Origin of the sequence: Candidatus Rhabdochlamydia porcellionis, from assembly GCF_015356815.2 — a bacterium.
Lineage (GTDB): Bacteria > Chlamydiota > Chlamydiia > Chlamydiales > Rhabdochlamydiaceae > Rhabdochlamydia > Rhabdochlamydia porcellionis.
The window spans coordinates 666,443-687,980 of record NZ_CP075585.1; the positions used below are offsets into that span (position 1 = coordinate 666,443).

The window sequence follows — 21,538 nt, forward strand, 5'->3', positions numbered from 1 at the left end:
GAGATGTAAAGTATGTCTACTAGTTCAATAAATACACTCGTAAAGCTTGCACAAGAATTATATCTAACAAACCAAACTACAAAAAGCACTGATAGAAAGCTACTTAAAGAAGAATTAGATCGATGGATAGAAGAGGATTTAAGAGAAAAAAGGCAGTATTTAACCGATTTCTCAGATTACAAAGACGCTAATCAAACCAAAGCTATGGATAAGATTTTAGCTTTTTTTGATTTTGGCAAGAAGTCAGGTAGTTTAAAATTATCCCGCTTAGGGTTGACATCTTTGCCTAATGTTTTTGATTTTGAATTTTTTCAAAGAAAGCTCAAAGAGCTAGACCTTAGTCATAATAATCTTCAAACTTTACCAGACTCTTTAGGTAATCTACAAGTATTAGCAACATTGAATCTTGACCATAATAGCCTTCAATCCCTACCAGAGACCTTAGGCAATCTCCAAGACTTAACAATGTTGAGCCTTGAACATAACAACCTTGAAAGCTTACCAGAGTCTCTGAGTAATCTTCAATCTTTAACAATCCTATATCTTAGAGCTAACAAATTGAAGGATATTCCAGACTCTCTTGGTAGTTTACAGAGATTAATACAGCTAGATCTTGGGTGTAACAAACTTACGCATCTGCCAGAATCTCTAGTAGGGCTAAAAGTATTAACAGAGTTGTCTCTTAGCTCTAATCAATTTGCTTATTTACCAGAGTTTCTTGGAAGCTTGCGATCTTTAGTCAGCCTGAGGCTTAGAAATAATCAATTTACTAAACTGCCAGAATCTCTTGTGAACTTGAAAAAACTAAGAACCTTGTACCTTGGTTGTAATTGTAATTTATCCGAACTGCAATTATTGAAGAAGATGCCTCTTGTTAAGGTAATAGGCTCTAAAGATTGCAATGCGTTAAATAAAATCACTTTAGAAATAGATGAAGGTTCACTCAAAGAAATTATAAGTCAATGGGTTAGAAGCTCTGTATGCTTAGAAGCTGTGCATCGAAGGGAAGCCGCGCATAAAATCATAGAGGTTTTCGCTGCTAATGGATCTATTTGTCCAGGTAAAGGCGATTTGCTTCTAGGTAATTTAAGATTAACTTCTTTACCTGATATTTTTCATTTAGAACCCTTTCAAAGCAATTTACGGCGCTTGGATCTTAGAGTCAATAGACTTACAAGCCTACCGGAGGCTATAGGTAGATTACAAAACCTAGAAGAGTTGGTTCTTAGCGACAATCAACTTTCCTGTTTGCCGGAATTTCTTAGTAATCTACAAGCATTAAAGCGCTTGGATCTTGGAGTCAATAGCCTTACAAGTCTACCAGAGGCCATAGGTAAGCTACAAAACCTAGAAGAGTTGGTTCTTAGCGACAATCAATTTTCCTGTTTGCCGGAATTTCTTAGTAATCTGCAAGCATTAAAACGCTTAGATCTTAGAGTAAATAGGCTTGTAAACCTACCAGAAACCATAGGTAGATTGCAAGGTTTAAAAGAAATGATTCTCAGCAGCAATCGAATTACTAGTTTACCAGAATCTTTTAGTGCTCTACAAGCATTAAGACGCTTAGATCTTGATAATAATTACCTTGCCTCTTTCCCGGAATGCCTTAACAGTCTATCAAGGTTATGTAGGTTAGATCTAACAGGCAATAACCTTAGTGATCTGCAAGGGTTTCTTCCTGATAACTTAGGGCTATTAATGAGATTGGATCTTGGTTATAACCGTGCTTTATCTGGTTTGCCTATGAGTATATTACAACTTTCATCTAGTTGTACCGTTGATCTTACAGGGTGCGGGTTATCTCAAGAGGTTCTAAGGAGGATTCACGAAGAGGTTATGTACACGGGTCCTCGAATAAACTTTTCTTATAATGAGCTTATTAGCGACCAAATTGAAGAAAAACCTATAGAAGAATCCCTGGAAGATTTGTATAGAAAGGCCAACCAACCTCTTACAACTTTTCCTTCTGCTGAAGAGAGTTCAAAATTACGTTCTTGGCTGAATCGCTTGTCTAGTATGATTGATTATCAAAGAGAAGGTGGAATACAAAAGATGCTTGCGAATAAAGTGATAGAATATCTAAATCTAGCTCGAGAAGATTCTGCGTTTCGTAATTCTTTTTATGAAATTATTGAAGACGCATCAGGAACTTGTGGAGATAGAATGAGCCTTTCTGTTCTATATTTAGGGATTGCTTATCAGCTCACAACAATTGACATTGAGGATATGAAAACCCTATCTAATTTTCTGCTTAAGGGTCCATGGACTCTTGAGATGCTAGGAAAGCTTGCTAGAGATAAAATTAATAGTCTGCGTTTCTTTGATGAAATTGAGGTCTATCTTGGGTATCCCATTAAGCTTAAACAAGAGTTAGAGATTCCCATAGATGTTGAAGAGATGCTTTATTTTGGTTGTAGTGCTTTAACAGATGAAGATCTTCGAGAAGCTAAAGACTTTGTTTTATCCCAACGAGAAGATGAAGTATTGTGTTTTGAGTTTCTCATTAATCATGATAAGTGGAAGAAAGCTCTTGAATCTAAGTATCCAATAGAGTTTAACAAAGCAGAAGAGAATAGAACGATAGTAGCCCTGGAAAATGGGTATGAAAGCGCTAGGGAAGAATTTAACAGAAATTTAGTAGATTTAACTAAGAAAGCCTTAAGTTAGAAATTCATTATTAAGCTACAAGGTTTCTATAACACTATGAGCATGCTGTATTAAATAAACTTTCGATCTGCTTATGATCTAAAAGGTTTTTTTTTCGGTTAGTTGCAAGCTCAATAATGCAAGAACCAGAGTCTTTTTGTAAAAGATTTTTTAAAGAGATAAGGTCTTGAGGTGCATAATAGGCAAGAGAAAAAAGCTTTGCTGCGGAAGAAAAAGAGATTTCATGTGCTGCTGCAAAAAAGGTTTCTTTGATTGTTTTTGGTTGATCAAGAGGAAGAAAGGAAAAAATACCTCCGCCTTGATTGTTAATCACAATTAAGGTGCATGGATAAGGGGACTTGGCAACTAGAGCTAATGAATTTACATCATGTAAAAAACTCAAATCACCAAGAAACGCAAGAGTATGTCTTTGCATGCCTATTGCTATGCCGCAGGTAGTAGCAATATTGCCATCGATGCCAGAGAGACCGCGGTTAGCAAAAACAGGTCCTGAAACTACGGGAAGGTAGCAGTTAGCGTCTCGGATGGGCATGCTATTTCCTAGGAAAAGAGCGGAATTTTTTTGCTCAAGAAGATTAGCTATAGCAGGTTCTGAGAGTGTCGTTTGTTTCATAAAATAGTTGGAGAGCTTTTTTGCAGTTTGTAATTGTCTTGTCTGCCAAAGCTGAAGATGAGAAGAGGTTTTAGAAATATCAAGCTTAAGGCATAGCATTTGGCAAAAAGAAGAGATGTCTGATTGCATGCGGTAATTGATTATGTGTGCTGGATCAAAGCGATGAGGCTTTTCCGAGACTTGTAAATAGAATTTAGGAGGGGATTTTTCCAATACTTGTAAAAGGACTTTAGAGACAAAGCGCTCTCCTATTTGAATAACTGCCTCAAAGGAGCAGGGGTGTGTTTTTAAGATCAGATCGAAATGAGAGATGATTAAAGGATGCTTAAGTGTTCTTAAAGGAGAGAGAATGTCAGGAAAAATAGGCCAATTTAACTTCTCTGCTAGAGCAATTACAGGAGTTATTGGGCTTGTTGCCGTTGCGATGATCACTCCATTTAAGTGTTCTTTTAAATGGGATGCATATTGTTCGATAATTGAAGAACTAGGGATTAGACAAGAGCGTGTATAGTGTATAGAGGAAAGAGGTTCTAGAGATTTATGGGCAGAAGAAAGAGGTTCTCGAAACATGCAATTAAGATGAACAGGCCCTTGAGCGTAATAAACTGCTTGAGCAATGGTTGTAGGAAGGGATTTTATAGAAGAGAGCTCATTAGCACAGGGAAAGTCTATTTGCCAATGTACATAAGACCCAAAAATATGACCCTGGTCGCAGCTTTGGTTCGCACCACAATCGCGTAATTCAGGAGGTCGATCTGCTGTTAATAAAATAAGAGGCACAGAGTCGTGCTTTGCTTCCATTACTGCGGGTAGAAGATTACCAACTGCTGTACCAGAAGTAACAATGAGTGCAACAGGCTTTTTACTGGCTTTGGCAAATCCTAATGCATAAAAAGCCAATCCTCTCTCATCAAAATGAATATGGCTGCGTGCTTTGAAGTGATTGGCAACAGCTAAAACAAGAGGGGTTGATCTAGAACCTGGAGACAAAAAAAAATCTTGTACTCCTTGTTTAACGAGCTGATCTATGAGTTGGTAACTAAAATAATAGTTGTTTTCTGCGATTGATTTCATGAAAGTATCTTACAAAAAGCGGCTGTTTTATCTTCTAACTCTTCCCATTCTTTTAAAGGATTGCTTCCTTGAACAATTCCAGCACCAGCAAATACTTGCAAGCAAGAGCTAGTCACAAGAGCAGAGCGTATCCCAACGGCTATATCGGCTCCTTTAGTTCCTAGCCAGCCAATGGCTCCACTGTACCAACCACGCGGAAAGGGTTCTAAGGATTTTAAGAGTTTAAGGGCTTTTTGAGTAGGTGTCCCGCATACAGCTGGTGTAGGATGTAGAGCTGCTAATAGTTTTTGATCTGTACAATTAGAAGTTAGAGTAGCCATTGCTTTATTATATAAATGTTGCACAGAAGTTGTGTGCAAGATTTGATCCTTTTGCCAGTTTAACTGACTAGAGAGAGGTAAAAGAGCTTGTTCAATAAATTTTTTCACAAAATTAAATTCTCGATTGTCTTTAGCAGAAGACTTAAGTTCATGAGCTAGCTCATTCTCATTTATTCCACGCGGTCTTGTCCCTGCAATAGCTTCACTAAAAACCGCGTTTTTTTTTCTATGGAATAAGGTTTCTGGAGTAGCCCCTAAAAAGGTAGAGTCTTTTGAAAACTGAAAGGCAAAGCAAGTGGCTGCTTCAGCTTTTTTTTCAAGGGCTTGTAATAAAGGCCAAGCAGGAGTGGTGGTAAATTGTGTTTGACGTGCAAGTACAATTTTTTCAAGGCCTTTGATAGAAAGTACGTGTTCGACATTTTTTTTCCACTCAGTCCAACTAGGTAAATGAGAAATTTTAACACAGGGAGTAACCTGCTCTATAGAATTTTCTGGTTTGAACTCTCTAAAAACCAGGAAATCAGGATTTTGATTGATATAGTGTGCAATCAATGTAATTTTATCATCGGTTTGGACAATTTCAAAACGAGGTAACCAAAACTGAGTACTGGGAAGTTCTTCTCCCCAAGCAGATCCAGGAAAATGGATGCCTCCAAAAAAGCGAAGATCCATATTTTCTGTTTGTTCAATATGAGGGATGTTAGAGTAACACAAAAGCGAGCCTAGTGCCATGCGAGTTGTCTTAGTGTATTTATCTTTCCAATAGACTTTAGGATAGATATCCTGAGAAGCAAGCCAGGAAATATTGGAAAGATAAGAGAAATCAAGTAAGCAAGAATCGTAGGTAAAAGATGTGTTGTTTACAAAAAAAGTTCTCATGTCATTCGATCTCCTTGGTAAATAAAGACAGCACCACCTGTTAAAGGAGTAGCTTTTACCGACGTAAACCTTGCATCTCTTAAATAGGTGCAGAAACTTTCTCCACAAGGGAAACTAAAAATTGTGTCATTTAGATACTGGTAGGCTTGAGGTTGTCCTGAAATCAGTCCTCCTAGAAAGGGTAGAAGATAGCGTAGATAAATACGATGTCCTACTTTTAATAATCGATTGTGAGGAACTGTTCCTTCTAGAATAATAAGTCTACCTTGTGGTTTTAATACACGAAAACATTCTTGAAGTGCCATGTGAACATCCATTACATTTCGAATACCAAAAGAAATAGAGATACAATCAAAGCAACAATCTTCAAAAGGAAGATTTAATAAACTAGCTTCTTGTAGAGAAATGCAGGAATCATAACCTTTTTTTTTGATTTTTTTATTCGCTATTTGTAACATTTCTTGAGATAGATCGATACCTATAGCAGAAGTGATTTTTTTAGAATAACGCATGAAAGCTAATAGCTGATCTGCAGTTCCCGTTGCACAATCCAGTAGAATTAATGGGTTTTTTTCTGGTAAAAAGGCAGTCATTTTTTTTCGCCACAAGCCATCTAATCCAAAAGTCATAACTCGATTTACTAAATCATATGTAAGAGAGATTTTATCAAACATCTTCCAGATTTCAAATCTTGAAGGAGGATTTTTTTCTCTTAACATGATAAAACCTGTTTAAATCTTGTCTTAAAGCATGTAACCATTTTCGAGAAAAAAAGGAAAGCACCTTAATTTTTTAAGGTGCTAAAGGATTTTTAAGCGCGTTTGCGCTCGTTTTCTGAAAGGTATTTTTTGCGTAAACGAATAAAATGAGGAGTGGTTTCAATTAACTCATCGTCTTCAATAAAATCAATAGCTTGTTCTAAAGTGAATTTACGTGGGGGAGAAAGAATAATATTTTCATCAGTTCCTGAAGCTCTAACATTTGTGAGCTGTTTTCCTCTTACAATATTTACTACTAGATCATTATCTCGATTGTTTTCTCCCACAATCATTCCTTCATAGACATCATCTCCAGGAGCTACAAATAGAGTCCCTCTATTTTGTATGCTAAAGCTAGCATACCCTGTAACTTTGCCTGGCCCATTTGAAATGAGAACCCCTTTTGGTCTGCCTTCAATGGGTCCTTTCCATGGAGCGTAGCTATCAAAAACCGAAGTTAAAATACCTAAGCCTTTAGTTATGGTTAGAAAATCATTGCGATACCCCATCAAACCACGAGTAGGAACGAGAAACTCTAAGCTGGTAATGCCATGCTCGTTTGTACTTAAGGAGCGCATTTCTGCTTTGCGACGAGAAAGCTCTTCAATCACACTCCCTGAGAATTCTTGAGGTACTTCAATATGAACATTTTCAAAGGGTTCATGTTGAACCTTCTCTATTTCTTTTAAGATAACCTGAGGCTTACAAATAGTAAATTCATAGCCTTCTCGACGCATAGCTTCGATTAAAACAGCTAAATGTAATTCACCTCTACCACAAACACGAACGGCATCATCTCGAAAATGATCTTCAATTTTCAAAGAGATATTAGCTAGTTTTTCTTGAGCTAATCGTTCTCTTATTTTATTCATCGTTACATGTTTGCCATCTTTACCTACAAAAGGGGAATTATTAACCATTAACTCAACAGATAGCGTGGGCTCTGCAAGTGTAATGGGAGGTAATTGTATAATGTGGGAAGGGTCACATAGAGTATCGCCAATGGTGATCTCAGCGATTCCTGAAATGCAAATAATATCCCCTACACCAGCTTCATCAACTTCTACTTTTTTTAATCCGTGATATCCTTCAATACGCGTTACTTTATGTAAAGAGGCATGTCCATTCACGTCTACTCTACTAATGGTTTGCCCTTTAGCAATTTTTCCTTCAAGAATACGACCACAGGCCTGACGGCCTACAAAATCATCATAGCTCAATGTACTAGCTTGCATGAGGAAAGGTAATTCTAGATTACCTGGAGGAGGAGAGACGTTCTCGATAATCATTTCAAATAAAGGTCTCATATTTACACGTGGATCATTTGGTTCACGTGTAGCAAAGCCAGATAATCCAGATGCATAGCAGATAGAAAATTCAAGCTGCTGATCATTTGCGCCTAATTCGACAAATAAATCAAAAGTAAGGTTTAAAGCTCGATCGGGATTTGCATGAGGGCGATCAATTTTGTTAAGCACAACAATGGGCTTTAAGCCAACTTTTAATGCTTGAGCAAGTACAAAACGGGTTTGAGGCATGGGGCCTTCTTGAGCATCTATCAAAAGAAGAACGGAATTGACCATACCTAAAACACGTTCTACTTCGCCTGAAAAATCGGCGTGGCCAGGAGTGTCTATAATATTAATTTTAAATTCCTCAAATTCGATACTAGTATGCTTTGCAAAGATGGTAATTCCTCTCTCTTTTTCCTGATCGTAATTATCCATCATTCTCTCAGCAGTAGCTTCGTTTTCTCGAAAGATATTGGACTGTTTAAGCAAGCTATCTAATAGAGTTGTTTTACCATGATCGATGTGAGCGATGATTGCAATATTACGAATCTTTTTGGGGTCGCGAATTTTTTTGGAATAAGACATAAAAAGGAATCTCTTAGGGGTTATCAAGTTGATTGATGATTTTAAAACAATCTTCATTAAAATGCTAGCTTAAGAACCTTTAATAAAATCCTTAATTTTCTATTAAATTTTTTATTATAAAAAATTTATCTACAAAAGAGAGGGATAAAAAGCTTGAGGTTTTAATAGAATCTAGATTAGGAAGGCTAACTCGAATGAAATCTTCAACAAGGTGACCTTGAATAGTTTCTCTTCTCAATGAATCTTTTTGCATAATGATTTAATAGCCCATTAAGAAGGATCAACTAGCTCCTTTAACATGATTTCTTGGCTACTCCAGTTATTATTAGCAGGGCGTTTCTGCTGGATTGCTGAGGTGATTTAAGATGAGTCTCTGAATCATGTTCTTTTCTAAAACCTATCTAAGCACTCTTAATTTAAGAACGGTTAATCAAAATATTTCAAACATATTATTTATTTTTTAAATTTATAAAAATAAAATTATATTTTAATTATAAAAATAAATAAATATCTTAAAATTAGTATTAATTAATTATCTGTACTTGAATAAAAAAAGAATAAAATGCCAAAAGCCTTCTAAAGTTGCTTTTATTGCACTAAGGAGATTTTGTGAAAAAAATAAAATTAATACCTAATTCTATGATTAAATTATTGGGCATTTCATGCTGTTCTTGGATGGTATGGACATCTATAAACGCTTATTCTGAGCAAATTGTAATAGACGCTAATATACTACACACATTTGAATCCATTAATAAGCGCCCGATTAAGAAACCTCCTTTAGAGGTCGTGTTTAACAAAAGTTTTGCAGATTCTCAGGAAAATACCGCAACTGCTGATTCTACAATTGTTATTCAAAAACCGCTGACATTTGATGGGAGCAATAAAACAATTCGGCTAGCTACAGATTCTCATCAAGAGTTATTGAAAATTGAAATGCCTGAAAGAACCGATGTATGTACTTTTAAAAATATAGGATCCATTGAAGGAGATGTGAATCTTATAAAAGGAATTTTTTCTATACCTGTTGGAGTTGTTAAAGGAGTCATTAAAAACCATGCAGAGCTTGTTTTGGTAGCAAATGATAGGCAAATTATAGATCAAGAGATCGAGGGTTCTGGTGTTCTTAAAATTCAAGGGATAGGAACAATTCAGTTACAGACACCCTATCCTATTGAAAGAGGAGTAATATTTAGTGGAGGAGGAAATAAAATTTCTTCTCTGGTTGTGAATACTAAAGTTGCTCCTGAACAGTATTTAGTGACTCTTAGGGAAGGGGATTGGATTGTTTTTAATCAGGATTTCAATGGCACTTATACAGGTGCTATTTCTGGAGCAGGAGGTTTAGCAAAACTGGGTAAAGGAGTGCTTACCTTAACAGGAAATAATAAAAATCGTAATTCTATTACTCGCATATTTTCTGGGGAAATTTCTATTAAGAGTTCTGAAAATTTAGGAGAGCACGGATTTGTTTCTTTTAAAGGAGGAGCTTTACATATTACAGATTCTTTAGAGATCAAGAACTCTCTTGTTGGGAACGTGCGTCTTATTATAGATGAAGGGAAAACAGCAGAGATTTCAGGATCGGTTGGTAATGAACAAATCCCAGAAAGCGCTCTTTCCATTGAAGGTAAAGGGACAATTTGTTTAAAAGGTCCTAATTCTTACCAAGGAGATACAAACGTATTAGGAGCGATACTTCAACTTGAATCCGAAGCTAATTTAGGAAAAGGAGCGCTTATTTTAAACCATGCAACGCTAAAAGCAGCATCAGATACGAGACATTTAGATTTAAAACGCGATATGGTTTTAGATAAGGTAGGCATAATACATACAAACGATAGAACTATAAATATTTTAGGAAATATTAGGAGTGATTTAGAGCAAGCTCGTCTAATTAAAGAGGGTTCAGGAAAATTAGCTATTCATGGAAATTTGCATAACACGAATTTATCTATTAAAGAAGGGATCGTACATGTGAGCCCACCTTTTGGAGCAGATCAAGAATTGGTCTTTCGGAAGATGGAAAGTGTTCAGGGAACTCTTAGTAAAATAGATGAATATAAAGAACATGCTTTATCTTTACGAGAGTCTCCTATGAAAGTTCTAAACAATGTTTTTATTCATTCTGATGCAGATTTAATGATTGATAGAAACCTGGTGTACATAAACGACCTTTCTGGTGATGGCCGCATTATGTTACAAGATAATTCAGGTTATCTAGTGATGGAATCAGGAGATTTTTCTGGTTCTCTATCTTCTTCTCTACCTTCTTCTCGTTTCACAGGAAACGATCTAACAATTGTGAAAACAGGTAAAGGAGAATTAAAATTAAAAGGGGATAACTCTAACTTATTTGCAAATCTAATGATCAAAGAAGGAAAAGTGCAAGCAAATGGTTCAATGGGGGTTGATGTAATTGTAACAGAAACAGGTATTTTTAGCGGAAATAGCTCTGTTACTAGCCTATTAAACGAAGGCGGGGTAGCTCCGGGTAACTCCATTGGAACACTTCATGTTGAAGAGGATTTTACACAGAGTCCATTGGGACGTTTAGATATAAAAGTAAATGCAAAAAGGGAATCCGATGTTGTTACAGTGGGTAATCAAGCTTCTTTAGCAGGGCGTTTACGCATTCTGCCTGAGCCTGGAATTTATCAAACTGGAGCAGAATATACGATTTTAGACGCAAAAACAGTAGAAGGAACTTTTGATAACGTAGAAAATACAGCTTTGGATATCGCTTTATTTGATGTTGGGTATAAACCAGATGAGGTTGTTCTATCTGTCACAAAAACTATGTATCAGTTGCCCACAGATAATAACATGTCAGATTTTTCTAAAAATCTAACTAATCTTATGCAAGATGCGCAATTTAAAGAAGGAACAGATGCTTTTAAGATTATTGAAAACATTTTTGCTGTTGATAATAAGGATTTAGATAAAGTCTATTCTCAGATGGCACCTGTTCAATTAGGAGGTATGACTTATGAGAGTTATATTAATGCTGCTAGCGTAGCAAATAGTTTTACCAATGCTTTGCGCCGCAATGATAGATGTGTTGATTCTATTTCTACCATTTGGATGGAACCAATGGGACATTATGCTCATCAAACGTATGGATATGGACTGGAAAATTATAAGTCTTATATGGGAGGAGTTGTAGTAGGAGGATATCATTTTGCTAATGAAAATATAGTAATTGGCGGTGGAATTGGTTATACCGATTCTTGCCTAATATGGGATAAGAAGGCAGCTGTGTCTCATATTTCTAGTTTTTATGCAGGTTTAAATGGGGGCTGGATAGGAAGCTCCTTTTATGCAAATGCTTCTATTATTGTTTCTGCAAATACTTTTGAAAATAAACGTCATTTAAAATTTGCAAAAGTGGATCATATAATAAAAAGTGAACACCATGGAATTGGTTTAACATCTCGTGTAGAAGCCGGCTACAATTTTGCTGTAACACAAAATATTTGTTTAAGGCCTTTTGTGGACTTAAGTAGCTATCATATTTTTGAAAGGCCTGTTAATGAGAAGAAATCCTCCCCTTTTCATTTTCATAGAGCTGCTTTGACATCTCATGAGCTTCAAGGTAAAATTGCAATGGAAGCAACAGGAAATTTTACATGTAATTCCCTATGTTTTTCTCCTGGAATGCTTTTGGGATGGATTGCACAAACTCCGATTGGCAAAGCTGATTATAAAGTATCTTTAAACGATACCGATAAGCATTTAGACGTTAAAGGGTTTCAAAAACATAAAATCAATCAGCAAATAGCGGTAGGAGCAAATGTAATAGCTAGTTATAAAGCAACTGCTATTTCTTTGTATTACGAGCTTGATTTGGAAAAAAATCACTCTCTTATCCATCAAGCAGCTGCTAGCATAGATTTGAAATTCTAAAAAAAGAGGTCCCGTTTAATCCGGGACCTGTTTTCTGATTTTTATCCAATAAAATTGAAAATGCAGCCAGATATGCTTGAAAGATGAGTAGAAAAGATTCTCTTGTCTTAATACTACTGGTGCTCTAAAAAAAGCCAAAACCTTAGCAGGATATAAAATTTTAATTTTAAAGATATTTTTTAGCGATAAATAAAATGGATGTCTTTTTATTCAATCCATTTTTTTTTAACTTCTTAATTCCTAAATTAAGAGAATTGGATGCTTATTGATTGGTTTAATTTTTTTTGAAAAAGAATGTTTTTTCATTGAGAAAATATTAGTTTGCAGAGTATACTTTGTGTGAGTTTGTTGCACTTTTGTTTAAAACAAGTTTTTCTTTGCGAGCTTTATTAAGAAAAGCCTCTATTTACTCTTTAAATTAAAAGGGAGGTTACCTTGTGCCAAATTACCTCTGAAAAAGATGAGATGATTTTGCTAACCGAAGAGCAAAAAGACTCTAATGGCTTAACGGAATCTAAAACTTCCCATTTACATGATGTTCTGCGAAAAAAACTAGAACTTGCTTTTCACAAGCAAACCTCTACAGTTGTTGTTCATGATATTATAAAAATAGTGACAGAGCATTCTGCAATTGATCTAGCTTATGCTGCTTCGGAACTTCCTCCACGTGCCAGACCGGTGATTTACGAGAATTTATCTAATAGCAACGACAAAATTGCTTTTTTGATTAACACAGATAGCAACACAAGATCTGCTGTATTACATTATATTAGCGACGAAGAAATAAAAAATATTTTAGAAGAAATGGCTCCTGATGAAGGAGTAGAAATCTTAGAAGACATCCCTGAAAGGCGCTTTAGACGAATCATGGAGATTTTAGAGCCTACAAAAGCTGCAAAAGTTCGAGAGATTAAAAAACATCAGCGCAATACGGCTGGACGTTTAATGACAAATGAATTTTTTTCTTTTACAATGGATATAAAAGTAGAAGAAGCTGCATCTTATATTAGAGATAATCCAGGGATTGATTTAACAAGACAAATTTTTATTGTTAATCAAGAAGGAATATTACAAGGATATGTTCCTGCAAGAAATTTGATTGTCAATTCAGCCCATTTACCGCTTAAACAAGTCATGCGTCCTGTTTTGCACAAAGTAACAGCCGATGCCTCCCGTGAAGAAGTAGTGGAAATTGTTGAAAGGTATAAAAGCACTGCCTTAACCGTTGTGGATAGTAATAATTGTTTAGTGGGTGTGATTACCAATGAGGATGTCCTTGATGCTATAGCGGATATTGCTGATGAAACGATTGCAAACATGGCGGGTACTGCGGAAAAATTTAGCGAACATGAACCTTTTATAAAAAGATTTTTATCTCGAGCTCCATGGTTAATTGTAACTCTCTGTGCTGGTTTAATCAATGTAGGGGTAATGTCCTCTTTTCAGAGATATGATGGAGGAATTTTAACCTTTGTGATGTTTTTTGTGCCTTTGATCACAGGTATGTCTGGTAACATAGGTATTCAATGTAGTACAATCCTTGTAAGAAGTATGGCAATTGGATTAATTTCAGTAACGAATCGCGCAGAAGCTATTTTAAAAGAATTGCTTATCGGAATAACTGCTGGTACAACTTTTGGATTGCTATGCGGGATTTGTGTATATGCGCTTGATTTTGTAGGGATTTCTGGATCTGGATTTACTTCTGTAGCTGTTGGGATTATGGTAGGTATAGGGTTAATGGGAGCTTGTATTGGAAGTACTGCTTTAGGCGTACTTTCCCCTTTGTTTTTTGCGCGTATTGGAATAGATCCTGCTGTAGCATCAGGACCTATTGTTACAGCTCTAAATGATTTTTTATCTATGTCTATTTATTTTTTAATAGCTATAGGATTAAGTTCATTGTTTTTTTGATATTGCCATTTTGCCACGACTCTAATATAGTCTGCTACTATGGGATTATGATGAGAAAAGATAACCGTTTAACAAACAAGTTACTTGTAAATCTTTTGCCTAAAATGCTTGAACGCATTGTTGCCATACAGAAAGATCGACCAGATTTAATTGTATCGGCGTGGCGGGAAATTATTGGGAAAGACCTCGCTGTTATGGCTAAAGCAATAGGCTTTGAAAAAGGGGTTTTAATGGTAAAAGTTAGTAATTCTACTTTATATAGCTTACTTGCCCAACATGAAAAAAAACGTTTACTGCAAATGCTGCGTAAAAAATTTCCCTCTATTGATATAAAAACAATTCATTTTCGTATCGGTTAACTATAATTGAGATAAGGTATGACCACAATGACCAAAGAAGAACAATATGATGCTAGTTCCATTACCGTCCTAGAAGGATTACAAGCGGTAAGAGAGCGCCCTAGCATGTATATCGGTGATACACAAACCAATGGGTTGCATCAGCTTGTTTACGAAGTAGTGGATAATAGCGTTGATGAAGCGTTAGCTGGTCATTGCAGTGAAATTTCTATTTTCATTCATGAGGATAACTCAGTAACCGTTCAAGATAATGGAAGGGGAATTCCTGTTGGACGTCACGTTCAAGAATCGAAAAAACAAGGCCGAGATGTTTCTGCAATTGAAGTAGTTATGACTATTTTGCACGCAGGTGGTAAATTTGATAAAAGTACCTATAAAGTTTCAGGTGGACTTCATGGAGTAGGAGTTTCCTGTGTTAATGCTTTATCTGAGAAGTGTGATGTTGAAGTGCGTCAAAATGGCAAGATTTATTTCATTCAATTTTCCAAAGGTAAAGTAATTCATCCTCTTAAACAGGTAGGGGATAGCAAAGAACACGGTACCAAAGTAACTTTTAAACCCGATCCAACCATTTTCACCGTATTGACTTTTGATCACGATTTACTGTTGAAGCGTTTTCGTGAACTAGCTTTTTTAAATAAAGGATTAACCATTCGCTTTCGTGATGAAAGACAAGCAGACTCTCAAGAGTTGGTTTTTTGTTATGAAGGAGGGGTTAAATCCTTTGTAGAATACTTGAATGAAAATAAAACACCTATTTTCTCTAAGCCGATTTATATTTATGGATCAAAAGAAGGTGTAGATGGAGTAGTTGACTTTGAAGTTGCTATGCAGTGGAATACCACTTATTCGGAGAACTTGTACTCCTATGTAAATAATATATCGACTCGCATGGGAGGAACACATGTTAGTGGGTTTTCTACAGCTTTAACGCGCGTTTTAAACCAATATATTAAGACTCATAATCTGTTAAAAAGCGATAAGATGACGGTTCAAGGTGATGATATGAGAGAGGGGCTTACCGCTGTTTTATCTGTAAAAGTACCTAATCCTCAGTTTGAAGGGCAAACCAAACAGAAGCTAGGCAACAATGAAGTAGGTTCACTTGTACAACAGATTACAGGGGAGCACTTGGCGGTATTTTTAGAAGAGAATCCAGTCATTGCTCGCATGATTGTAGAAAAAGCTATTCTTGCAGCTCAGGCTCGAGATGCTGCTCGAAGGGCAAGAGAATTAACCCTGCGTAAGACAGCTTTAGATACGGCAAGACTGCCTGGAAAACTAACCGATTGCCAAGAAAAAGATCCCGCGCTTTGTGAATTATTTATTGTAGAAGGAGATTCAGCAGGGGGATCAGCAAAAACAGGTAGAGATCGCAGATTTCAAGCCATTCTTCCCATTCGTGGAAAAATTCTTAACGTGGAAAAAGCGCGTTTGGAAAAAGTTTTGCAGAATCAAGAAGTAGGTGCAATGATTGCAGCTTTTGGTTGTGGAATTGGGCAAGGTAATTTTAATCTAGAAAAGTTGCGTTATCATAAGATTATTATTATGACGGATGCTGATGTTGATGGCTCACACATTCGTACTCTATTGCTAACTTTTTTCTATCGTCATATGCCCGCTTTAATTGAAAGCGGTTTTGTTTATATCGCACAGCCTCCTTTATTTAAAGTTACACGCAAAAAATCCAGTCGCTATATTCACAGTGAAAAAGATATGGATAAATACCTACTAAAACTAGGTCTTAGCGATATTCAAATCCAGTTAGTCGGCCATAGTGATCCATTATCTAAAGAGTTACTTGAAGAATTAGTAAAACTTATCCGCGATGTAGAAGTATTTATTCTGTCCATTGAGAAAAAAAGCATTCCTTTTCGTGAATTTTTACAAGTTAAAGATGAGGCAGGTAGACTTCCTCGGTTCCAAGTAAAATTAGGAGAGGAGGAGAAATTAATTTACTCAGAAGAGGAATTTGTAGAGATTAAATTGTCTCATGAGGCTCTGCAAAAATCTAAACATGCTGAGACGCTAGCCTCCATCCCTATTGAGGAACAAACGGTAGAAATGCAAACTTTTCGTGCTAAAGGAATGCCATTTGTAGAGTTGTACGAGAAAAAAGTCATTGATTCTTTAAAGACACGTCTTTCACAGTTTAATTTTACACTTGATCAATATGTTATTGCAGATGGTAAATTATTTGATATTATCGATGAAGAAGGTAAGTACCATCCTATGTATACTTTAAAAGAAGGAATTGAATTCTTACGACAGAATGGACGAAAAGGAATCGAAATTCAACGATATAAAGGATTAGGGGAAATGAATGCGGATCAGCTTTGTGATACAACAATGGATCCTCAAAAACGAACCCTTCTTCATGTAACGCTTCCTGATGCTATTGCAGCTGATCATACATTTACTATGCTTATGGGAGAAGAAGTTCCTCCTAGACGAAAGTTTATCGAGCAACACGCCCTATCAGTTAAGAATTTGGATATTTAAGGAGAATTAACCATCCATGTCCTATACTAAAGATGAAATTGTTACTTCCCGTAATATTGAAGAAGAGGTGAAAGAGAGCTATATTCGCTACTCGATGTCGGTGATTATTGCTAGGGCGCTTCCCGATGTGCGCGATGGGCTAAAACCCTCTCAAAGGCGTATTTTGTATGCAATGCGACAGCTATCTTTAAATCCTACTTCTAAGCATCGTAAATGTGCTAAAATTGCAGGAGATACCTCTGGAGATTACCATCCTCATGGAGAAGGAGTAATCTACCCTACTCTTGTTCGTATGGCACAGAGCTGGTCTATGCGCTATCGTTTAATCGATGGGCAAGGAAACTTTGGTTCAGTAGATGGTGATCCTCCAGCCGCCATGCGTTATACAGAAGCGCGTCTTACCCATGCTTCTACGGCTTTAATGGAAGATTTGGATAAAGATACGGTTGATTTAATCCCCAACTACGATGAAACCAGAGTAGAGCCGACTGTATTTCCTGCTAAATTTCCTAATTTATTAGCAAATGGATCTTCTGGAATCGCTGTGGGAATGGCAACCAATATTCCACCGCATAATTTAGCTGAATTAATCACAGCAACTTTATTAGTCATCGATGAGCCACAAACGACAATTGAAGAAATTATGATGGTAATGCCTGCACCGGATTTCCCAACCGGTGGAATCATTTGTGGGTATCGAGGAATTAAAGAAGCTTATCATACAGGCCGTGGAAAAATTACTCTGCGAGGAGTCATTCACATTGAAGATGGTGAGTCTGATAAGCAGAAGCTTGTTATAGATGAGATTCCTTATAGTATAAGCAAATCAGATCTCATTCTAAAAATAGCCGACCTTGTAAATGCTAAGACCATTACTGGAATTAGTGATTTACGAGATGAGTCTGATAAAGATGGAATGCGGATTGTTTTAGAACTTAAACGTAGTGAGATCCCTGACGTTACGATTAATCAGTTATATAAGTTTACCGACCTGCAGGTAACCTTTGGCTGTAATATGTTAGCTCTTGATAAAGGTTTACCAAGAACAATGAATATCAAGCAGTTTATTGCTGCTTGGATTGAGCATCGAATTGATGTAGTTCGTCGACGCACCAGATTCGAGCTTGCAAAAGCACAGGCTCGTGCTCATGTTTTAGAAGGCTATTTAAAAGCTCTAGATAATTTAGATGCGATAGTTAAGCTTATTCGCTCTTCTGATAACAAAGAAGCAGCTAAGCGTCAATTAATGACAGATTATGAATTGAGCGAAAGACAAGCATCCGCTGTTCTAGAGTTGCGCTTGTATCAACTAACTGGATTAGAAAGAGAAAAAATTGAATCTGAATACAACCAGTTGCTAGATAAAATTTCTCATTTTCTTGCTGTATTAGCTAGTGAAACACTGGTACGAGGGATCATTAAAGAAGAGCTTTTAGATCTTAAAAAGCATCATAATTCCGACCGAAAAACAAAAATCATTGCAGCGGAGGGGGAGTTTAATATTGAAGATCTCATCCCTGATTTGCCAGTGATTATTACTATTTCAGAAGATGACTATATCAAACGTATGCCAATAGACACCTTCCGTGAGCAACGTCGCGGAGGTCAAGGTGTGATTGGTATGGAGATGAAAAAAGAAAATGATGTTTTAAAAGATGTCTATGTTGCCTCTACCCACGATTATCTATTGATTTTCACCAACTTTGGTAGATGCTACTGGTTAAAAGTATGGGAAATTCCAGAAGCAGGAAGAAGGTCTAAAGGGAAGCCTTTAGTTAATCTTTTAGAAGACATACGTCCTTATGAAAAAATTGCTACTGTCTTAAAAGTGAAAAAGTTTGAGGAAGATCATTATATCTTTTTAGCAACAAAACAAGGAGTTGTAAAGAAAACAGAGCTCACAGCTTTTAGCTCTCCTCGTCGTAAAGGGGTTTATGCAATCAATATCGATGAGGGAGATGAAGTAATTGCAGCTCGTTTAACGAAAGAAGGAGAACAGATCATGCTATTTACAAAAAATGGAATGGCTGTTCGCTTTGATCAAACACAGGTACGTGCAATGGGTCGCGTAGCACGAGGGGTCAGGGGTGCTCTTTTACGCAATAAAGAAGATGCCGTTGTTTCTTGTGAAGCTGTTTCTGGTGATCAAAACCTGCTTGTTGTTTGCTCTAAAGGTTTTGGGAAACGCTCAAAGGTTAATGATTTTAGACAGACTAACCGAGGGGGTGTAGGTGTGCGCTCTATTATTACAAGCGATCGTAACGGCCCTGTAATTGGAGCTGTGTCTGTTACTGATCAGGATAGTGTGGTTATGATGTCGAATACTGGACAAACCTTGCGTATTAATATGAAAGATGTGCGAGTAATGGGACGATCTACTCAAGGTGTTCGTCTGGTTAATTTGCACGGACAAGATCATTTAGTAGCCATCCAAAAAATTGAACATATTGAAGAAGCTGCCAACGAGGTTTCAAAATAGATGCAAGGTAAAGGGCATCTAATTACTTTTGAAGGAGGAGAAGGTGTAGGTAAAACAACTCTTATTGATGCTCTCTACCAATACTTGAAAAATAGTAGGCAAGATGTAATTAAGACCCGTGCTCCAGGAGGTACTAAAATTGGGCAGTTGATTCGAGAAATTTTATTGAATCGACACCAAGATAAAATGTCTTCACTGTGTGAATTATTTCTCTTTCTTGCAGACCGCTCTCAACATGTAGATGAACTGATACTTCCTGCTTTAAAACAGAAAAAAATTGTTTTATGCGATCGATTTAATGATTCCACCATTGTCTACCAAGCAGCTGGTAGACAGCAAGAAGAAAAGCAGGTTGAAGATCTCTGCGCATTTTCTTCATTACACGTGCCCGTTCATTTAACTTTTTATTTAGATCTAGACCCAGAGCTAGCTCTAAAGCGTGTAGATCGGATGAAAGATAGAGATCGCATTGAAGCAGAAAGTATCGCATTTCATAGAAAAATTAGACAAGCATTCCATATTCTTATAGAAAAGAATCCCAAACGATTTATCATATTAGACGCTTCGTTAGATCCAAGTGAAGTGTTTGAAATAGCAAAGCGGCACCTTGATGAATTCCTCGAAGCTCACCGGTAATCAAGCAGCAGCGCAGATCATTACGCGTATGCTATCCAATCAAGCTGTTCCGCATGCTCTTTTGTTTCATGGACAAAATGGAGTGGGTAAAAGTATTCTAGCAAAAGAAGTGGCAGAAGGGTTAATGGGAAGCTCCCATATCGAAAAAATTCGGAAGCAAATCCATCCCGATTTAATACTGTTATATCCTGAAGGAAGAAGTGGAATGTATTCGATTGAACAAGTGCGTTCTTTAGTGCAAATGGTTTCACTGCCTCCTTTTGAAGCAAAAGTTAAGATATTTATAATCCATGAAGCTGATAAGCTCTCTGCTATTTGCAGTAATGCTCTTTTAAAAACATTAGAAGAGGCAAATTCTGATACCTATTTTATTTTATTGACCGATGAGATAGAGAAATTACTCGAAACGGTTACCTCGCGTTGTTATAAAGTACGGTTTTTTCCCATTCCCTCTGATTTGATTGTCTCCTTTCTGCAAGAGCATACAACTCTAACAAAAGAAGAGGCTAGGAATATAGCGGATAGATCTCAAGGTTCTTTAGCCAAAGCCAAATGGTTACAAGAGATACAATCAGAAAAACTGCAGAGGTTTTTAACCGAACTCTTTAGTCTAAACCTCCCTCAAGACTATAGTCCATTTATCCAGATTATGGCAGGTGTAGATACTTTGCTAGAAGACATAAACGCAGAGATGATCTTAGAAGAAATCTTAGAGTGGTATAGAGACCTGCATGCGTTTAAGCACCAAGCATCTGAATTTTACCATAGCAATCATATGCAGCTATTAGTTAAAAAATCTGAAGAACCACTGCCTACTCTAGAGAAAATATTAGAAGCATTTATACAAGCTCAAACAGCGCTACAGCGCAATATTAAGCTATCTATTGCCATAGAGAATATGTTGTTACAATTAGCAGAGATCTAGTAGCTTTTAGACTTGCTTACAATCCAAAATTGCATCTTCTAAGCTTATTCGAGCTACTATTATGAATGGTATATAAATTTAACTTTAAACTTTCACAACAAAGAAGTATGATACTTACATGGCATATTCCTATGATTTAAGAAAAAAAGCATTAGACTATATAGAGAAAGGCAATTCAAAAGAAGAAGCAAGTCAAATCTTTGGAGTGACGGCGCGTAGCATATTTAATTGGATCAAGAGAAAAGAACAAAGGCGCTTAGCTCCTAATAAAACAAGAAAAAGACGTCCTAATAAAATTGAAGGAGAAAAGCTAACCTTGCAGAAGCTATTGATCAATCTTTTTTACAAATGTGTAGTTATCTGATCTTTGCATAAAACGTCAATGATGCTTATTTTTTGAGCATTGCTGTTAGGGATTAAAAACGTAGGTAAAAAATCTATCTCTACAATATTGCTTTTTTTAAAAAAACCAATGATGTCATTTAAGAAGTGAATCAAGATATCTTTATTTTTTTTCTGAACCAAAGATCTTCTTAAAGGCTACATCATTTTTTGGATTTAAATATTTTGCAATTGTTATATTTTAAGTGCCTTAATCTTATCTACTGCCAATACATGCATTGTACAAT

The 21,538-nt window shown here is 36.4% G+C and carries 13 protein-coding genes and 1 pseudogene; 9 read left to right on the forward strand and 5 right to left on the reverse strand.

Translation table 11 applies throughout. From position 1 onward, the window contains the following. The first annotated feature begins 12 nt into the window (after window positions 1-12). Window positions 13-2,667 (forward strand): leucine-rich repeat domain-containing protein, encoded by a 2,655-nt coding sequence (locus tag RHAB15C_RS03070; protein ID WP_194845704.1) that lies wholly within the window; start codon window positions 13-15, stop codon window positions 2,665-2,667. A gap of 34 nt (window positions 2,668-2,701) precedes the next feature. On the opposite strand, the gene menD is transcribed toward RHAB15C_RS03070, so the two are convergent. From menD to typA, 4 genes are all read right to left on the reverse strand, one after another. Further along, the gene (gene menD / locus RHAB15C_RS03075; protein WP_194845703.1) at window positions 2,702-4,354 is read right to left on the reverse strand and encodes a 2-succinyl-5-enolpyruvyl-6-hydroxy-3-cyclohexene-1-carboxylic-acid synthase; all 1,653 of its coding nucleotides are present in this window, start codon (window positions 4,352-4,354) and stop codon (window positions 2,702-2,704) included. Continuing rightward, window positions 4,351-5,553 (reverse strand): isochorismate synthase, encoded by a 1,203-nt coding sequence (locus tag RHAB15C_RS03080; RefSeq protein WP_194845702.1) that lies wholly within the window; start codon window positions 5,551-5,553, stop codon window positions 4,351-4,353. Before RHAB15C_RS03080 ends, menD begins: the two co-directional genes overlap by 4 nt. Continuing rightward, window positions 5,550-6,272, reverse strand: a complete 723-nt coding sequence (ubiE, locus tag RHAB15C_RS03085) for a bifunctional demethylmenaquinone methyltransferase/2-methoxy-6-polyprenyl-1,4-benzoquinol methylase UbiE (RefSeq protein WP_194845701.1) — start codon at window positions 6,270-6,272, stop codon at window positions 5,550-5,552. Before ubiE ends, RHAB15C_RS03080 begins: the two co-directional genes overlap by 4 nt. Before the next feature lie 92 nt (window positions 6,273-6,364). Further along, window positions 6,365-8,188 (reverse strand): translational GTPase TypA, encoded by a 1,824-nt coding sequence (gene typA, locus RHAB15C_RS03090; RefSeq protein WP_198424184.1) that lies wholly within the window; start codon window positions 8,186-8,188, stop codon window positions 6,365-6,367. Window positions 8,189-8,797: 609 nt separating this feature from the next. Between typA and RHAB15C_RS03095 the strand changes: the two genes are divergently transcribed. The 8 genes from RHAB15C_RS03095 (at window position 8,798) to RHAB15C_RS03130 (ending at window position 21,273) form a co-directional block, all read left to right on the forward strand. After that, window positions 8,798-12,094, forward strand: a complete 3,297-nt coding sequence (locus tag RHAB15C_RS03095) for an autotransporter family protein (RefSeq protein ID WP_194845700.1) — start codon at window positions 8,798-8,800, stop codon at window positions 12,092-12,094. 465 nt (window positions 12,095-12,559) lie between these two features. Beyond that, window positions 12,560-14,008: a magnesium transporter gene (locus RHAB15C_RS03100; RefSeq protein WP_194845800.1), complete on the forward strand. Its 1,449-nt coding sequence runs from the start codon at window positions 12,560-12,562 to the stop codon at window positions 14,006-14,008. A 47-nt stretch (window positions 14,009-14,055) separates the two neighbouring features. Continuing rightward, window positions 14,056-14,367 (forward strand): DciA family protein, encoded by a 312-nt coding sequence (locus RHAB15C_RS03105; protein ID WP_194845699.1) that lies wholly within the window; start codon window positions 14,056-14,058, stop codon window positions 14,365-14,367. A gap of 18 nt (window positions 14,368-14,385) precedes the next feature. Continuing rightward, complete coding sequence (gyrB, locus tag RHAB15C_RS03110; RefSeq protein ID WP_281422373.1) at window positions 14,386-16,869, forward strand: DNA topoisomerase (ATP-hydrolyzing) subunit B; 2,484 nt, start codon at window positions 14,386-14,388, stop codon at window positions 16,867-16,869. Between the two features lie 16 nt (window positions 16,870-16,885). Continuing rightward, entirely contained in the window at window positions 16,886-19,348 is a 2,463-nt protein-coding gene (gene gyrA / locus RHAB15C_RS03115) for a DNA topoisomerase (ATP-hydrolyzing) subunit A (protein ID WP_194845698.1), read from the forward strand. Next, window positions 19,349-19,984, forward strand: coding sequence for a dTMP kinase (gene tmk, locus RHAB15C_RS03120; RefSeq protein WP_194845697.1), 636 nt, complete (start codon window positions 19,349-19,351; stop codon window positions 19,982-19,984). Further along, window positions 19,959-20,909 (forward strand): DNA polymerase III subunit, encoded by a 951-nt coding sequence (locus tag RHAB15C_RS03125; protein WP_246587620.1) that lies wholly within the window; start codon window positions 19,959-19,961, stop codon window positions 20,907-20,909. The genes tmk and RHAB15C_RS03125 overlap by 26 nt, the downstream gene beginning before the upstream one ends. Window positions 20,910-21,027: 118 nt before the next feature. After that, window positions 21,028-21,273 carry an IS630 transposase-related protein gene (locus RHAB15C_RS03130; protein ID WP_194845695.1) on the forward strand — a complete coding sequence of 82 codons (246 nt, stop codon included), beginning with the start codon at window positions 21,028-21,030 and terminating at the stop codon, window positions 21,271-21,273. On the opposite strand, the pseudogene RHAB15C_RS07435 reads toward RHAB15C_RS03130, so the two are convergent. Beyond that, a pseudogene (locus tag RHAB15C_RS07435) lies at window positions 21,270-21,489 on the reverse strand (PD-(D/E)XK nuclease family transposase); the annotation flags it as partial. The gene RHAB15C_RS03130 and the pseudogene RHAB15C_RS07435 sit on opposite strands and share 4 nt — an antisense overlap. Window positions 21,490-21,538 lie beyond the last annotated feature (49 nt).

Coding starts and splice junctions, on each gene's coding strand:
- RHAB15C_RS03070 (WP_194845704.1), top strand. CDS start 13: ATGTCTACTAGTTCAATAAATACACTCGTAAAGCTTGCACAAGAATTA.
- menD (WP_194845703.1), bottom strand. CDS start 4,354: ATGAAATCAATCGCAGAAAACAACTATTATTTTAGTTACCAACTCATA.
- RHAB15C_RS03080 (WP_194845702.1), bottom strand. CDS start 5,553: ATGAGAACTTTTTTTGTAAACAACACATCTTTTACCTACGATTCTTGC.
- ubiE (WP_194845701.1), bottom strand. CDS start 6,272: ATGTTAAGAGAAAAAAATCCTCCTTCAAGATTTGAAATCTGGAAGATG.
- typA (WP_198424184.1), bottom strand. CDS start 8,188: ATGTCTTATTCCAAAAAAATTCGCGACCCCAAAAAGATTCGTAATATT.
- RHAB15C_RS03100 (WP_194845800.1), top strand. CDS start 12,560: ATGATTTTGCTAACCGAAGAGCAAAAAGACTCTAATGGCTTAACGGAA.
- RHAB15C_RS03105 (WP_194845699.1), top strand. CDS start 14,056: ATGATGAGAAAAGATAACCGTTTAACAAACAAGTTACTTGTAAATCTT.
- gyrB (WP_281422373.1), top strand. CDS start 14,386: ATGACCACAATGACCAAAGAAGAACAATATGATGCTAGTTCCATTACC.
- gyrA (WP_194845698.1), top strand. CDS start 16,886: ATGTCCTATACTAAAGATGAAATTGTTACTTCCCGTAATATTGAAGAA.
- tmk (WP_194845697.1), top strand. CDS start 19,349: ATGCAAGGTAAAGGGCATCTAATTACTTTTGAAGGAGGAGAAGGTGTA.
- RHAB15C_RS03125 (WP_246587620.1), top strand. CDS start 19,959: ATGAATTCCTCGAAGCTCACCGGTAATCAAGCAGCAGCGCAGATCATT.
- RHAB15C_RS03130 (WP_194845695.1), top strand. CDS start 21,028: ATGGCATATTCCTATGATTTAAGAAAAAAAGCATTAGACTATATAGAG.